The following is a 15,395-nucleotide window of genomic DNA, read 5'->3' as shown; positions in this document are numbered from 1 at the left end:
ACAGGCGTCAAACCGAAAGGCCCGGCCATGCAGATCACCCAGCCCACCGAAAGACTAACCGATGTGGCGCTCTTGGCCATGTTGCACGCCGGCGCGGAAAAGGCACAGGCCATGGGCCAACCACAATGCATCGTGATCGTTGATTCCTCGGCGGTGGATCTGGCGGTGCTGCGGATGACGGGCGCAAAAGTGCTGTCGCTGCGGTCCGCACGGGCCAAGGCGCAGACGGCCGCTTCAACTGGCAAGCCCTCTGCCGCCCTTCCCGAAGCGGTCCGCCCCGCCATAGCCAGCGCAACGGATGGTGCGATGACCGGGCTCGCGGGTGGCCTGCCGATCTGGCGCGGTGGCATCCTTCTGGGCGGTATCGGCATCGGCTCCGGCACCGGCGAACAGGATGTCGAGGTGGCGATGGCGGCCCTCACCGCCATCGGTGCCAGCAGCGCGCCTTAACCGGAGAACACGATCTGCGCCTTCATCGCCTGGCTTCGGTCACTGGCCAGACGGAACGCCGTTTCCACCTGATCCAGCCCGACCGTATGGGTGATCAGCGGCCTGACATCGACCAGCCCCTTCTGCATCAGCCCTACGCCAATTGCGAATTCGGCGTGAAACCGGAATGACCCGCGCAGGTCCAACTCCTTGGCCGTGATCGCCATCATCGGCAGCGTCATGTCACCGCCCAGCCCCAGTTGCAGGATCACCCCACGCGGGCGCATCGCGGCGATGCCCCCGGCCAAAGCCGCAGCAACGCCCGTGCATTCGTACAGAACGTCAAAGCTCCCTTTATCCGCGCCATAAGCCGCCAGCGCATCAGGCTCCGCCGCCGTGTTGATCACCCGGTCCGCGCCCACCTTGCGCGCCAGCGACAGCGTGAAATCCGACAGGTCGGTCGCCACGATTTCCGACGCCCCCGCCCGCCGCGCCGCAAGGATGGACAACACGCCAATCGGCCCGCAACCCGTGACCAACACCCGCTTGCCCAACATGTCGCCTGCCCGCTTTGTCGCATGCAGCGTCACGGCCAACGGTTCGGCCATGGCCGCCTCACCCGGCGTCAGGCCGGTTGCATCAACGCATTGGCTGGCATCGGCCACAAGGCTTTCCCGGAACGCGCCCTGGATATGGGGAAACGGCATCGCACTGCCGTAAAAGCGCATGTTCAGGCATTGGTTCGCCAACCCTTCAAGGCAGTATTTGCAACGGCCACAGGGACGGCTGGGCGACACGGCAACCAGTTGACCGCGCTGGAACCCCGTTTCGCCGGGATCTTCGACAAAGGCCGAAACCTCATGCCCAAGGATCATGGGCTCCTTCAACCGAACGGCGCCAAAGCCACCGTGGTTATAGTAATGCAGGTCCGATCCGCAGACCCCGCCCGTCGCCAGCCGCAGCCGCACCTGCCCCGGCCCGGGGCTTTCCTCGGCCCGGTCCTCGATCCGCAGGTCCTTTGCGGCATGAATGACAATCGCCCGCATCATGCCACCGGCGTCAAAAGCGGCTGGCCCGCAAAATGCGCCGTCAGATTGTCGCGCACCAGTTTGCCCATCGCCTGCCGTGTCTCGTAGGTGCCGCTGGCATGGTGGGGTTGCACCAACACATTGGGCAGCGTCAGAAAGCGCGGGTTCAGCTTTGGCTCACCCTCAAAAACATCCAGCGCGGCCGACCCGAGCTTGCCCGCTTCCAGCGCCTCCAGCAGCGCCGCCTCGTCAATGTTGGAGGCGCGGCTGATATTGATCAGCATCCCCTCTGGCCCCAACGCCTCGATCACCCGCGCGCCCACGATGTGGCGCGTCTCGGCCGAAGCGGCCAGCGTCACGAACAGGAAATCCGACCGCGCAGCCAGCGCCACAGGATCGGCGATGAACTCCCATCCCTTGGCATAATCCTTGGGTCCCACGTCCGAATAGGCGATCTCCAGATCGAAACCCGCCAGCCGCTTTGCCACCTCAAACCCGATGCGGCCAAGGCCCAGCACGCCCGCCCGCTTGCCCCAGACGCGGCGCTGCAACGGATACAGCCCCTTCGCCGCCCAGGACCCATCCCGCACCCAGCCCTCTGCCCCGATCATGCCGCGCGATTGCACCAGCATCATCGCCACGCCAAGATCGGCAACGTCATTGGTCAGCACATCCGGTGTATTCGTCACCCGAATTCCCCGCGCGCGGCAGGCGGCAAGGTCCACCGCATCATACCCCACACCATAGACACTGATCACCTCAAGCTGCGGGCAGGCCGCAATCATCGCCGCATTGGCCCCAAGCTCGCCCCGCGTGGCAATGCCACGAATCTGCGGTCCCACCTCGGCCAGAAACCCGGCCTTGTCCGGGGCCTCGAAATATCGGTGCATGTGAAAGGCGGCATCCAGCGGAACCTGATCCCATTCCGGATACGGGCCGACTTGCAGGATATGGGGCTTTGTCATGGTCTATACGATCCCGGCTTGACGTTTCTGGTGGCTTGACAGTCTATGTTAACGATAACATAAACAGAGGCAATGTTGCTTGTCGAGAGCGAACTGAAAGGAAACAGACCTTGGGATACCGGCTTTTCGATCTGACGGGGCGGCGCGCGCTGATCACCGGGTCTTCACAAGGGATCGGCTTCGCCTTGGCCGAAGGGCTGGCCGCAGCGGGCGCCTGGGTTGTGCTGAACGGCCGCGATACGGCAAAACTGGCCGCCGCCGCAGCGCGTATCCCGGGGGCGGAAACGCTGGCCTTTGATGCGACAGACCATGACGGCGTCCGCACCGCCGTCGATGCCTTCGAGGCCACGGGAAAACCCATCGATATCCTCGTGAACAATGCCGGCATGCAACACCGCGCGCCTTTGGAGGAATTCCCCGCCGATGCGTTCGAACGTTTGCTGCAAACCAACATCGCATCGGTGTTCCATGTCGGTCAGGCGGTCGCGCGTCACATGATCACGCGGCGCGCTGGCAAGATCATCAACATTGCCAGCGTGCAAACCGCCCTCGCCCGCCCGTCCATAGCGCCCTACACGGCGACGAAAGGCGCGGTCGGCAACCTGACCAAGGGCATGGCAACCGATTGGGCAAAGCACGGGCTGAACTGCAATGCCATTGCTCCGGGGTATTTCGACACCCCCCTGAACGCGGCGCTGGTGGCTGACCCGACCTTCTCTGCATGGCTCGAAAAGCGCACCCCCGCAGGCCGCTGGGGCCGGGTCGAGGAATTGCAGGGCGCTTGCATCTTCCTCGCCTCAGACGCCGCCAGCTTCGTCAACGGCCACATCCTCTATGTGGATGGCGGCATCACGGCGTCGCTATGACAGGCCAACCCGATCTGCGGATCATCCTTATGGGCGTCTCGGGTTGCGGCAAGTCTTCGGTCGGCGCGGGATTGTCGCAGCGCCTTGGCATACCCTATCGCGATGGCGATGATCTCCATCCTGCGGCGAATGTCGAAAAGATGCGCGCAGGGCATCCGCTGACCGATGATGACCGTTGGCCATGGCTGGACCGGGTCGCCGCCGTGCTGGCCGTGGATGCGCCCGTGATCGTCGGCTGCTCTGCCCTGCGCCGCGCCTATCGTGATCGGCTGCGGGCAGGGGCAGGCGGGCCGGTCCACTTCGTCCATCTCGCAGGCAGTCGTGAACTTCTTGCCAAAAGAATGTCTGCCCGCACCGGCCATTACATGCCGCTCAGCCTGCTCGACACCCAGCTTGCCGCCCTCGAACCGCCCAGCCCCGATGAGGCGCTGACCATCGACATAGACCAAGCCCTCGATGCGATCATCACCGCCGCCGCCAAAGGAATACGCGCATGACCGATAAAATCGCCCTGATCGGCGCAGGGGCCATGGGGGGCGCCATCGGCGCGCGCCTTGTGGCCACCGGCACGCGGCTTGCGGTCTTTGATCTTGACCCTGCCAAGCTGGCCCCGCTGGTGGCCGCCGGCGCGACAGCGGCCCCCTCTGCCGCCGATGCCGCAAAAGGCGCCCGCGCGGTCATCCTGTCGCTGAACGCGCCCCACATCGTCCGCGCCGCCGTATTCGGTCCCGATGGCGTGGCGCAGGGTGCCGCCCCCGGCACATTGATCATCGACATGTCCTCCATCGACCCAGCCGCGACAAAGGCCCTCGCCGCCGATGCAGCCGCCATGGGCCTCGCATGGGTGGACAGCCCGCTTTCCGGCGGCATCCCAAAGGCCGCCACCGGCGAGTTGACCCTGATGCAGGGCGGCGCATCCGAAGATGTCGCCGCCGCGCAGGCCGTCTTGGCCAAAGTCGCCTCGAACCAGACACACATGGGGCCCGCCGGGGCAGGCCAGACCACCAAGCTGATCAATCAGGTGCTCTGTGGCCTCGGCTTTCTCGCCGTGGCCGAGGCGACGGCCCTCGCCGAAACCGCTGGCGTCGATGTGGAGAAAATCCCGCAGGCCCTGCGCGGCGGACGCGCTGACTCGGCGATCCTTCAGGAATACATGCCCCGCTTCGCCACGCGCGATTACCGCCGCACTGGGCGGATCGACAATATGGTCAAGGATCTGAACGGTGCCGCCGATCTGGCCCGGCTGACCCATACGCCCATGCCCCTGACCGCGCTTTGCGCGGAAATCCACCGGATGCTCACATCAGCAGGGTTTGGCGGCGAAGATCAGGCCGCCCTGATGGAATTCTTTGCCTTCTCCAAAAAGTAACTGGGGCCTTCGAAAGGAACTCACCCGATGATCACCCGCTATGCCCTTTTCGAAGGCACCGTTCACCCCGGCCAGACCGAAGCCTTCCGCGCCGCCGTGCTGGCCGAAATCCTGCCCGTCTGGCGCCGCTTTCCCGGCGCGCTTGCAATCCATGTCACCTTCGCCGATGACCGCGATGCCGGGGCGCCGGAATTTCCGCTCATCCTAGCGATCGACTGGCCGGATCGCGCCACCGTTGACGCCTTCCTCGACCACCCGATCCGTATGGAGGGCCGCGCCGCAACCGAAGCGGTTCTGTCGCGCTTCTTCACAGGGCGTATCCACCACCACGTCACCACCGCCCACAGCTTTGACCCGGCCTGAAACCGCGTCTGGACGCTGGATTTTCACCCGCACGAAGGCTAGACAAGCCACATGAGCACCGCCCGCAAGTCTCCGACAATGGCCGATGTCGCCCGTCTTGCCGGCGTCTCGCCAATGACGGTCAGCCGGGCCTTCAAGGCCGACAGTTCGGTCAGCAGCGCAACACGCGATGCCATCCTCAAGGCGGCCGATGATCTGGGCTATGTGTTCGACAGCACCGCCTCCAACCTGCGGTCCCAGAAGACAGATTTCATCGCCGTCACCATCCCCTCGCTCAACAACGCCAACTTTGCCGAAACCGTGCGCGGCCTGTCCGAAGGGCTCAAGCCGCGCGGGCTGCAAATCCTGCTGGGCTACACCGATTACGACATGGCCGAAGAAGAACGCCTGATCGAACAGTTCCTTCGCCGCCGCCCCGAAGCCATTGTCGTTACCGGGGGCCGCCACACCCCCCGCGCCCGGCGGATGCTGGAAAACGCAGGCATCCCGGTGATCGAAACCTGGGATCTGCCGAATGATCCCATCGGCCATGTCATAGGCTTTTCAAACGCAGACGCCGTGCGCGGAATGGTGGATCATTTCGTGGCGCAGGGCCTGACGCGGATCGCCTTCATCGGGGGCGATACGACCCGCGACACCCGCGGTGCCGACCGCCGCGTCGGGTTCATCGCGGCGATGCAGGAACACGGGCTGGACGCCACCCGCCTGATCGCGGCCGGGGCGCCTCCGATCTCGATCCGCGAAGGGGCCGAGGCGATGGGTCGCTTGCTGGAAACGCTCCCCGACACGCAGGCGGTGATCTGCGTCTCCGACCTGTCGGCCTTCGGTGCCCTGACCGAATGCCAAAGGCGCGCTGTCGCGGTGCCGGGCAGGCTTTGGATCGCCGGTTTCGGCGATTACGAAATCGCCGGCATCTCTGTCCCCGCACTGACCACGATCAATCCCTTCCCGAACGACATCGGCGCGCGCACTGCGGCGCTGATCCTCGACATACTGGATGGGCGGCAAGTCGCCCCGGCGCGGATCGCCATTTCACCCGAACTGCTGATCCGGCAATCGACCGGCTAGGCCAAAACCCGCGCGCTTGCCCGCTTCACTTTGCGTACTGTCTGGCAGGGTGTTGCTTCGGCCCTGAAACGGCCCCAACGACCGCACCATCACGCCTGCCACCCGAAACCCTCCACTTCGGTCTCCATTGGCAAATGGTAAGGGCGGGAACGGGCATCTACCAAAAGCAAGGGGGCTTCCCCTCAGTACCCCCCGCCCTGCGACCAGCGCCAGGCATCACGGATCATCGCCTCCAGCCCGCGCTCCGGCTCCCATCCCAATTCGTCCCGCGCGCGCTCCGATCCGCAGACCAGCGCCGCCGCATCCCCGGCCCGCCGCGCGCCTTCCACCACCGGCACCGCGCGGTTCGTGACCACGCGCGCATGGTCCAGCACCGCACGCACCGAATAGCCAGTCCCGCTGCCCAGACAGAACACCCGGCTCCCCTTGCCGCCCTCCAGCCAGCGCAACCCCCGCACATGCGCCTCGGCCAGATCGGTCACATGCACATAATCCCGCACGCAGGTGCCATCCGCCGTCGGATAGTCCGAGCCGAATACCGTCAGCGCCGCGCGCCTGCCTTCAACCGCATCCAGCATCAGCGGGATCAGATGAGTCTCCGGTTCGTGCCGCTCGCCCACCTCGCCGTCCGGATCGGCCCCCGCAACGTTGAAATAGCGGAAAACCACCGATTGCAGCCCATGACTCGCCCCGAAATTCCCCAGCATCTGCTCTATGGCCAGCTTCGACGCGCCATAGGCATTGATCGGCCGCTGCGGCGTGTCTTCGTTCAGCACCACCCCATCCTGATCGCCATAGGTCGCGCAGGTCGATGAAAACACGAACCGCTCCACCCCCGCCGCCACACAGGCCTCAATCAGGTTCAGCGCCCCGCCCACATTCACCCGCCAATAGCGCCCGGGGTCCGACATGGACTCGCCGACCAACGACAGCGCCGCGAAATGCATCACCGCCACCGGCTTCCACCGGGCCAGCGCCGCATCAATCGCGGCCCGGTCCATCAGATCGCCCCGCTCCAGCGGCCCGAACTTCACCGCCGCTTCCCAACCCGTCGACAGATTGTCGAAACAGACCGGCACATAGCCCGCCCGCGCCAGCGCCTTGCAGGCATGCGCGCCGATATAGCCCGCGCCCCCCGTTACCAGAACATGCTGCACCACGGCTCTTGCCCTCATCCGTCTCTCATTCCCGCCATGCTAACCGCCTGACCGGACAAAGACAAAGGGGCATCCCTCCTGCCCCACTCGATGCCACCACCAGCCCAGCGCGCGCCGCGTTTTCCTGCCGTTCACCATCGCAAGCCAACCTTCGCGGCCAATCCTCTGGCCAGAAGGTTCCCGATGTCCGACGATACCCCCCTCCTCGCGCTGCCGCTGATCCTGCCCGCCCAGGCGCAGAAACACGTCACCCATAACGAAGCGCTCCGCCTGCTGGATCTGCTGGTCCACCTGGCCGTGATCGACCGCACGCGCAGCGAACCGCCTGCCCAACCGGCCGAGGGCGACCGCCACATCGTGGCAAGCCCCGCCACCGGCCTGTGGCAAGGTCACGAAGGTAAGGTCGCAGCCTTCTGGGGCGGCGCTTGGGCCTTCCTTACCCCCCGCGCGGGCTGGCTGACCCGCGTTTTGTCGGACAGCACAACCCTCGCCCATGACGGCACCACCTGGGTTGCCGCACAAACCCCGCCGGAAACCCTGCCACGCCTTGGCATTGCCGCCACTGCCGATGCCGTCAACCGCCTGACCCTGTCCTCGCCCGCATCGCTCTTCGATCACGACGGCGCAGGCCATCAGATCAAGGTCAACAAGGCCAACCCCGCCGATACAGCCAGCCTGCTGTTCCAGACTGGCTATTCCGGCCGCGCCGAAATGGGCCTGACCGGCGGCGACAGCTTCGCCATCAAGGTCAGCGGCAATGGCACCACCTTCGCCACCGCTCTCACCGCTGATCCCGCCACGGGCAGCGTTACCCTGCCACAGCCGGTGATCCTGCACGGGCTGATGGCTGATCCCGCAAACCCCGCCAATGGCACGATTTGGCACAATGCCGCCACCGATCAGATCCGCGCGCAGGCCGGGGGCCTGACCCACCGCCTTGATGGCCAGCGAGAGATCCCTTCGCTCATCCCGCCCGCCGGTGACCTCGTCCTCACGACAACTGGCGCGGGCGGCGGCACGCTCGGCACGCTGGCCGGGGCTGCCGGGCGCATCGACCTCTTTCCCTTTCAGTCGCGCGCCGACCTGACGGTTGATCGGCTTTTGCTGAACTGCACCACCGCTGTCGCGGGCGCACTGGCCCGCATCCTGATCTATGCCAGCGATGCCAACGGCCGCCCCGATGCCCAGATTCTGGAAACCGCCGATCTCGACCTGTCCACCACCGGGGCCAAATCGGCCACCGTCGCCCTCAACCTGCGTCAGGGGCGGACCGTCTGGCTCGGCATCCGCCATGCATCGACCGCCACCCTGTCGGTCTGGCCCACCACCGCCACCCCCGATGTGAACGGCGGTACGGCCCCCATCACCGCCGCGCGCAAGGTGCTGCGCCGCACCATCGCCTGGGGCAGCCCTGCCCCGGCCCCTTGGGGTTTCACCTCGACAGAGATCAACTCTGCCGCCGCCACCGCCATCTGGCTGCGCGTGGCCTGATCCACGCCCCTGCGCCTTTGTCATCGCAAAGATCGCAGGGGCCGTTTGACAGCACGAATCGCCCTGCCCTACACAGGCTGTGTCAAAGGTCCGTTGGGAACAGGTGCAGAGTCATGAAGATTGCGATGATCGGGACAGGCTATGTCGGCCTCGTCTCCGGGGTGTGTTTTTCCGATTTCGGGCATGACGTGATCTGCGTCGACAAAGACCCCGCCAAGATCGACCGTCTCAACGCGGGCGAAATCCCGATCTTTGAACCCGGCCTTCAGGACCTGATGGCCAAGAACGTCGCCGCCGGACGCCTGTCCTTTTCCCTTGATCTGGCCGAGGCGGTCGCCGGGGCCGATGCCGTCTTCATCGCTGTGGGAACCCCCACCCGGCGCGGCGATGGCCATGCCGACCTGCGCTATGTCATGGCCGCGGCCGAAGAAATCGGACGCGCCCTCACCGGCTATGCTGTCATCGTCACCAAATCCACCGTCCCCGTCGGCACCAACCGCAAAGTGGCCGAGGCCGTCCGCGCCTCCAGCCCCGCCGCCGATTTCGACATCGCCTCCAACCCGGAATTCCTGCGCGAAGGCGCGGCAATCGACGATTTCATGCGCCCTGACCGGGTGGTGGTGGGCGTGGAAAATGACCGTGCCAAAAAGGTGATGTCCGACATTTACCGCCCGCTCTTTCTGCGCGATTTCCCCATCGTCTTCACCGATCTGGAATCGGCCGAGATGATCAAATACGCCGCCAACGCCTTCCTCGCGACCAAGATCACCTTCATCAACGAAATCGCGGCGCTGTGCGAACGCGTGGGGGCCGACATCAAGTCCGTCTCCAAAGGCATCGGCCTCGATGGCCGCATCGGCAACAAATTCCTCCATGCCGGCCCCGGCTATGGCGGGTCTTGTTTCCCCAAGGATACCAAGGCCTTGGCCCGCATCGGGCAGGAAAACGCAGTACCCATGCAGATTGTGGAAACCGTCATCAAGGTCAATGATCAGGTCAAGCTGCGCATGCTCGACAAGATCGTCGATCTGCTGGATGGCACCCTCAACGGCAAAACGGTGGGCATCCTCGGCGTCACCTTCAAACCCAACACTGATGACATGCGCGATGCGCCCTCGCTCACCATCGTGCCTGCGCTTGTGGGCGGCGGTGCCAAGGTCCGCGTGATGGACCCGCAAGGCCAGCATGAGGGCGAGGCGCTGCTTCCCCATGTCCGCTGGGTGGAAAACGCCTATCACGCCGCGCAGGGGGCCGATGTTCTGGTGATCCTCACCGAATGGAACGAATTCCGAGCCCTCGATCTGGCGAAACTGGCGCGCAAGATGAACACCCCCCGCATGGCCGACCTGCGCAACATCTATAGCCGCGAAGACGTGCTGGCTGCCGGGTTCGAAACCTATGTCGGTGTGGGCCGCTGAACGCAAAACACCCGGAAAAACCAAAAGGCCGGGGCACAAACCCCGGCCTTTCCTGTTTCCGATGACGGGCGGTGTTACACCACCCGCTCCACCATCATCTTCTTGATCTCTGCAATCGCCTTGGCCGGGTTCAGACCCTTGGGGCAGGTCTTGGCGCAGTTCATGATCGTGTGGCAGCGATACAGCTTGAACGGATCTTCCAACTGATCCAGCCGCTCCGGCGTCGCCTCATCGCGGCTATCGATGATCCAGCGATAGGCGTGCAGCAGCGCCGCCGGCCCCAGATACTTGTCGCCATTCCACCAGTAAGACGGGCAAGAGGTGCTGCACGACGCGCACATCACGCATTCATAAAGCCCGTCCAGCTTCTTGCGATCCTCGATCGACTGCCGCCACTCCTTGGCCGGGCGGTTCGTCTTGGTCTCCAGCCACGGCATGATGCTGGCATGCTGGGCATAGAAATGCGTCAGGTCCGGCACCAGATCCTTGATCACCGGCAGGTGCGGCAGCGGATAGATCTTCACATCCCCCTTCACCTCATCCAGCCCATAGATGCAGGCCAGCGTGTTGATCCCGCCAATGTTCATCGCGCAAGACCCGCAAATCCCCTCACGGCAGGACCGGCGGAAGGTCAGCGTCGGGTCAATCTCGGTCTTGATCTTGATCAGCGCGTCCAGAACCATCGGCCCGCAGCTGTCCATATCCACGAAATAGGTATCCACCCGCGGGTTTTCCCCATCATCGGGGTTCCAGCGATAGACCTGAAACTTGCGGACATTGCCCCCCGCAGGCTTGGGCCATGTCTTGCCCGTGCGGACCTTGCTGTTCTTGGGAAGCGTGAACTGAACCATCGGGTTATCCCCTCCATTCCGGGAATGAGTAGAGCGGCCGCGTCGGCGGCTGCCCGGATTTCTGATAGACGCAGGTCTCAAAGATCGCCGAAGGATCGCGCCCAAGGATGAAGTCGGACGACACCTCAACCTTCAGCCGTGTCTTTGGCCCGCCATTCGATGTGACCCCGGCGCTGACCTCGCCTCGTGGTTTGGCCGCCAGTTGCGCCCGGTCCAGGCATTGTTGCTCGGCCCGGTCCACCGGGATCGGCCCGCAGGCCGCCAGCGCCACAATCGGCAACAGAACCAGCGCGCGCATCGCTATGCCCCCAACGCCACGCCAGCCGCCGCAAGGCAGCTTTGCGTCTCGCTGCGCGCCACGATGGCCCAGACGGTGGCCTCGGTCGATGTCCCGGCATAAACGCCCACATCCCGCGCCAAGGTCTGCACTTCAGCCGCACTGGCATTCTGCACCACGCAGCGCGTCGCCGCATCGGCCTGCGGCCCGGCCAGCCGATCATCGACGATCGGCCGCACCACGGTTTCCGCCGTACGCCGCCCGATCTTGTCGGCCATGTCCTGCGGCGAACAGGCCGCCAGCAACATGCTGGCACCAACCAAAACGGGAACACCAAAGCGCGCAAGGGAACGGGGCATCGCGGAACCTCCTTTGTCAGAAGTCCCTACCCTGCCACAGCCCGCGCCAGCGCCGCAGACCCACAGGCCAAGGCCCGCGCCAAACGGGCGCTTCCCTGCCGATGAAACCTGCCGCGCCATGCCCATCCTCAGAACTTCCGCTCTGCAGGGGCGATCTTCTTCAGGCTGATCCCGCCTTCCGCTTCCGTCGTCAGCGGCGCGGTATGCACGGCGCGATAGTCCAGCCGCACCTTGTCGCCATCCACCCAGGCCAGCGAATGCTTGCGCCAGTTGGCATCATCCCGCGTCGGGTGATCCTCATGCGCATGCGCACCGCGCGATTCCGTCCGGGCATGCGCGCCATAGATCGTGGCCAGCGCATTGGGCATCAGGTTGCCCAGTTCCAGCGTCTCCATCAGATCGCTGTTCCAGACCAGCGACCGGTCGGTCACCTTGATATCGCCCATCTTGCCCGCAATCGCGGTCATCTTCTTCTCGCCTTCGGCTAGCGTCGCTTCGGTCCGGAACACCGCCGCATCCGCCTGCATCGTGCGCTGCATCTCCAACCGCAGGGCCGCCGTGGGCGTGGCGCCGTTGGCATGGCGCGTCGCGTCGAACCGCGTCAGCGCCTTGTCCACCTCGGCCTTGTTCACCGCCGGCACTGGCGTTTTCGGATCCACGATCTGCCCGGCGCGAATGGCCGCCGCACGGCCGAACACCACAAGGTCGATCAAGGAGTTTGATCCCAGCCGGTTCGCGCCATGCACCGAGGCACAGCCCGCCTCACCCACCGCCATCAGGCCGGGGAACACCGCATCCGGGGTTTCCGCCGTGGGGTTCAACACCTCACCCCAGTAGTTCGTCGGAATACCGCCCATGTTGTAATGCACCGTCGGCAGAACCGGGATCGGCTCTTTCGTCAGGTCCACCCCAGCAAAGATGCGCGCCGACTCTGAAATCCCCGGCAGGCGCAGATCTAGCGTCTCCTTGGGCAGGTGGTTCAGGTGCAGGTGGATGTGGTCGCCATTCGCGCCCACGCCCCGGCCTTCGCGAATCTCCAGCGTCATGCAGCGGCTGACATAGTCGCGCGGCGCCAGATCCTTGTAATGCGGCGCATAGCGTTCCATGAACCGCTCGCCATTGGCGTTGGTCAGATAGCCGCCCTCGCCACGCGCGCCTTCGGTAATCAGACAGCCGGAACCATAAATCCCCGTCGGGTGGAACTGCACGAATTCCATGTCCTGCAACGGCAGACCGGCCCGCGCCACCATCCCGCCACCATCCCCGGTGCAGGTATGGGCCGAGGTTGCGCTGAAATAGGCCCGGCCATAGCCGCCCGTCGCCAGCACCACCATCTTGGCGTTGAACACATGGATCGTGCCATCGTCCAACTTCCACGCCACGACGCCCGTGCAGGCCCCATCCGTGATGATCAGGTCCAGCGCGAAATACTCGATGAAGAACTCGGCGTTGTTCTTCAGGGATTGCCCATACAGCGTGTGCAGGATCGCATGCCCCGTCCGGTCCGCCGCCGCACAGGTGCGCTGCACCGGCGGGCCTTCGCCGAACTCGGTCGTGTGGCCGCCAAAGGGGCGCTGATAGATCTTGCCCTCTTCCGTGCGGGAAAACGGAACCCCGTAATGCTCCAGCTCATACACCGCCTTGGGGGCCTCGCGCGCCAGATACTCCATCGCATCCGTATCGCCCAGCCAGTCCGACCCTTTCACGGTGTCGTACATGTGCCATTGCCACGAATCCGGCCCCATGTTCCCAAGGGACGCCGCGATCCCGCCCTGCGCCGCCACTGTGTGCGACCGCGTCGGGAAGACCTTCGTCACGCAGGCCGTGCGCAGCCCCTGTTCTGCCATGCCCAGCGTCGCGCGCAGACCGGCACCGCCAGCCCCCACGACAACCACGTCATAGTCATGCACTTCGTACGGATAAGCCGTCATGTCAGCCCCAATCAGATCGCGATGCGGACAAGGGCATAGAACCCCGTCGCCATCACCACGTAGGAAAGTGAAATCGCCGCGATGACCAGCGCCTTGCGGGTATGCCCCTTGGCGTAATCCTCGATCATCATCTGCGCGCCCTTGGCGAAATGGCGCATCGAAACAAACAGCACCAGCGCCGTCACGATCGCCGGGAACGGCCGCGCAAAGGTGGCCAGCACCGCCTCATGCCCCTGCCCCAGCGCCCGGCCAAAGATGAACACCCAGATGGGCAACAGAAAGGCCAGCGCCACCGCGCTCACCTGCATCTGCCAATGATGCTCGGTCCCGGTATGCGACGCGCCTTTTCCCACGGCGCGCTTGCGGTCGGTCAGATAACGCATCTCCCGCCCCCCTTATACGATGATGACGGTCAGGATCGTCAGCACGACCGATCCGATGATGCAGCCCCATCCCAGCTTTTCTGCCGTGGGAATGTCCAGCCCCTTGCCGGCATCGAACACCAGATGCCGCAACCCCGCCAGATAGTGATACCACAGCGCCCAGGCCGACAGCGTGAACACCAGATCACCGAACCAGCTTGTCGCCACCGCATCGGCAATGGCGAAGTATTCCGCCGATGTCGCTGCCGCCAGCAACCACCACACCGCAAGCACCGTTCCCACGATCAACCCGTTCCCCGTGATCCGCGTAAGGATCGACGTGATCGAGGTCAGTTGCGGGCGGTAGATCTGCAAATGCGGCGACAGGGGCCGTTCAACCCGCTTCACATCAGCCATCTTCGTTCCCTTCGTCGCTGGCTTGCCCATCCGGTCCGATGATCGGTCCGCACCGGCGGGCGCGCATCCTTTGTCTTATACTACGGTTGAATAGCGTTTTTTGAAGGCAAGTCACGCATCAGAACGCCGCAGTTGCAGCCTGTTGGCGCTAAACGACCAAGATTCTTTGATTTGTGATCACGCCAGAAAAATTTGTGATCACACTTTAACCTTAACCGGGCAAACCATCACGGCGCCGTGGACAGGATATACTCCGCCATCTCGCTGCACATGGTGATCATCTTCGCCTCGGGGTCGTAAAAGGCGTTGGCCTCTTCGCAGGGCGCAACCTGCACGCCCACGGGTTCCGGCAGCGTCCAGATGGAATTCAGGTAGTCCACCTCTTCCAGTATCGCCGCCTCAACATAATCCGCAGGCTCTGCCTCGCCCTGCCATACAAGGCTTTCACCCGGCCCCGCCGCCTCCAGCTCGTCCAGATAAACGCCCCAGGACGCGGCGGCCAGGTCGAACTCATCCGGACAGGTCACCGCGCGGTCTTCGGGCAGGCCATAGTCCTGCGCCAGCGCCTCGCGTTCTTCGGGCGCGCCCCCGTAATAAAGGCAAAGATAGGTGAAATAGCGCCGTTCATCGGGCGAATGGACACCCCAGAAAGCCGGCTCATAGCCCGCTTCCGCCGTCTCGATCGCACTGGTCCACCAGAAATCCGCCGCCGCCGCCACCTTCGCCTCGGACGATTCGGCATCCCACAGCCGGTCGATCATCACGACCGACAGCACATCCGCCGCGTCCTCTTCCAGGCCCAGCACCGGCAGTTGCATCACGTCGATCAGCGCATGGCCCAGCTCGTGATAAAAGATCGACAGCATCACATCGCGGACATGCCATTCGGCATCGGTCAGCTCCAGCTCTTCCCCGGCCAGCGCCTCGCCTTCCGGCGCGACAACGGCCTTCTCCGCCCCCTTGTAGCCAAGGCCTTCCGCCGCCGCCCCAAAGGCCAGCGACAGGTACAGCAAAAGGGAACAGGTCACACGCAACATGATGCCG

At 64.5% G+C, this 15,395-nt stretch carries 18 protein-coding genes; 8 read left to right on the top strand and 10 right to left on the bottom strand.

Going from position 1 to position 15,395, the window contains the following annotated elements; all coding sequences use genetic code 11:
* Nucleotides 1-27 precede the first annotated feature (27 nt).
* Complete coding sequence (locus RSE12_06270; protein WRH63935.1) at nt 28-450, top strand: heme-binding protein; 423 nt, start codon at nt 28-30, stop codon at nt 448-450.
* On the opposite strand, the gene RSE12_06265 is transcribed toward RSE12_06270, so the two are convergent.
* Nucleotides 447-1,475, bottom strand: a complete 1,029-nt coding sequence (locus tag RSE12_06265; GenBank protein ID WRH64750.1) for an L-idonate 5-dehydrogenase — start codon at nt 1,473-1,475, stop codon at nt 447-449. The genes RSE12_06270 and RSE12_06265 overlap by 4 nt on opposite strands.
* Nucleotides 1,475-2,422: a 2-hydroxyacid dehydrogenase gene (locus RSE12_06260; GenBank protein WRH63934.1), complete on the bottom strand. Its 948-nt coding sequence runs from the start codon at nt 2,420-2,422 to the stop codon at nt 1,475-1,477. The genes RSE12_06265 and RSE12_06260 overlap by 1 nt, the downstream gene beginning before the upstream one ends.
* A gap of 110 nt (nt 2,423-2,532) precedes the next feature.
* On the opposite strand from RSE12_06260, the gene RSE12_06255 reads away from it, so the two are divergent.
* The 5 genes from RSE12_06255 to RSE12_06235 are packed head-to-tail and all read left to right on the top strand — an operon-like array spanning nt 2,533 to nt 6,088.
* Nucleotides 2,533-3,288, top strand: coding sequence for an SDR family oxidoreductase (locus RSE12_06255; GenBank protein ID WRH63933.1), 756 nt, complete (start codon nt 2,533-2,535; stop codon nt 3,286-3,288).
* Nucleotides 3,285-3,785 (top strand): gluconokinase, encoded by a 501-nt coding sequence (locus RSE12_06250; GenBank protein ID WRH63932.1) that lies wholly within the window; start codon nt 3,285-3,287, stop codon nt 3,783-3,785. The genes RSE12_06255 and RSE12_06250 overlap by 4 nt, the downstream gene beginning before the upstream one ends.
* Nucleotides 3,782-4,657, top strand: a complete 876-nt coding sequence (locus RSE12_06245; GenBank protein ID WRH63931.1) for an NAD(P)-dependent oxidoreductase — start codon at nt 3,782-3,784, stop codon at nt 4,655-4,657. The genes RSE12_06250 and RSE12_06245 overlap by 4 nt, the downstream gene beginning before the upstream one ends.
* 27 nt (nt 4,658-4,684) lie before the next feature.
* Nucleotides 4,685-5,020: a hypothetical protein gene (locus RSE12_06240; protein WRH63930.1), complete on the top strand. Its 336-nt coding sequence runs from the start codon at nt 4,685-4,687 to the stop codon at nt 5,018-5,020.
* Between the two features lie 51 nt (nt 5,021-5,071).
* Entirely contained in the window at nt 5,072-6,088 is a 1,017-nt protein-coding gene (locus tag RSE12_06235; GenBank protein WRH63929.1) for a LacI family DNA-binding transcriptional regulator, read from the top strand.
* A 182-nt stretch (nt 6,089-6,270) separates the two neighbouring features.
* Here the strand turns inward: RSE12_06235 and galE are convergent, their stop codons facing one another.
* Nucleotides 6,271-7,248, bottom strand: coding sequence for a UDP-glucose 4-epimerase GalE (gene galE, locus RSE12_06230; GenBank protein ID WRH64749.1), 978 nt, complete (start codon nt 7,246-7,248; stop codon nt 6,271-6,273).
* 180 nt (nt 7,249-7,428) lie between these two features.
* Between galE and RSE12_06225 the strand changes: the two genes are divergently transcribed.
* Both RSE12_06225 and RSE12_06220 read left to right on the top strand, forming a co-directional pair.
* A complete protein-coding gene (locus RSE12_06225) occupies nt 7,429-8,736 on the top strand; it encodes a DUF2793 domain-containing protein (protein ID WRH63928.1) in 1,308 nt (435 codons plus the stop codon).
* A 113-nt stretch (nt 8,737-8,849) separates the two neighbouring features.
* Nucleotides 8,850-10,154, top strand: coding sequence for a UDP-glucose/GDP-mannose dehydrogenase family protein (locus tag RSE12_06220; protein WRH63927.1), 1,305 nt, complete (start codon nt 8,850-8,852; stop codon nt 10,152-10,154).
* A gap of 74 nt (nt 10,155-10,228) precedes the next feature.
* On the opposite strand, the gene RSE12_06215 is transcribed toward RSE12_06220, so the two are convergent.
* From RSE12_06215 to RSE12_06185, 7 genes are all read right to left on the bottom strand, one after another.
* A complete protein-coding gene (locus RSE12_06215; protein ID WRH63926.1) occupies nt 10,229-11,005 on the bottom strand; it encodes a succinate dehydrogenase iron-sulfur subunit in 777 nt (258 codons plus the stop codon).
* A gap of 4 nt (nt 11,006-11,009) precedes the next feature.
* Nucleotides 11,010-11,303 (bottom strand): hypothetical protein, encoded by a 294-nt coding sequence (locus tag RSE12_06210; protein ID WRH63925.1) that lies wholly within the window; start codon nt 11,301-11,303, stop codon nt 11,010-11,012.
* 2 nt (nt 11,304-11,305) lie between these two features.
* A complete protein-coding gene (locus RSE12_06205; protein WRH63924.1) occupies nt 11,306-11,641 on the bottom strand; it encodes a hypothetical protein in 336 nt (111 codons plus the stop codon).
* Between the two features lie 128 nt (nt 11,642-11,769).
* Entirely contained in the window at nt 11,770-13,572 is a 1,803-nt protein-coding gene (sdhA, locus tag RSE12_06200) for a succinate dehydrogenase flavoprotein subunit (GenBank protein WRH63923.1), read from the bottom strand.
* Nucleotides 13,573-13,583: 11 nt separating this feature from the next.
* Nucleotides 13,584-13,955 carry a succinate dehydrogenase, hydrophobic membrane anchor protein gene (gene sdhD / locus RSE12_06195; GenBank protein ID WRH63922.1) on the bottom strand — a complete coding sequence of 124 codons (372 nt, stop codon included), beginning with the start codon at nt 13,953-13,955 and terminating at the stop codon, nt 13,584-13,586.
* Nucleotides 13,956-13,967: 12 nt separating this feature from the next.
* The gene (gene sdhC, locus RSE12_06190; protein WRH63921.1) at nt 13,968-14,351 is read right to left on the bottom strand and encodes a succinate dehydrogenase, cytochrome b556 subunit; all 384 of its coding nucleotides are present in this window, start codon (nt 14,349-14,351) and stop codon (nt 13,968-13,970) included.
* 227 nt (nt 14,352-14,578) lie between these two features.
* Nucleotides 14,579-15,388 carry a DUF4344 domain-containing metallopeptidase gene (locus RSE12_06185; GenBank protein WRH63920.1) on the bottom strand — a complete coding sequence of 270 codons (810 nt, stop codon included), beginning with the start codon at nt 15,386-15,388 and terminating at the stop codon, nt 14,579-14,581.
* Nucleotides 15,389-15,395 lie beyond the last annotated feature (7 nt).

Origin of the sequence: Fuscovulum sp., assembly GCA_035192965.1 — a bacterium.
Lineage (GTDB): Bacteria > Pseudomonadota > Alphaproteobacteria > Rhodobacterales > Rhodobacteraceae > Paragemmobacter.
Note: the sequence above shows the minus strand (reverse complement) of the source record. Positions and strands in the feature narration are given on the sequence as shown.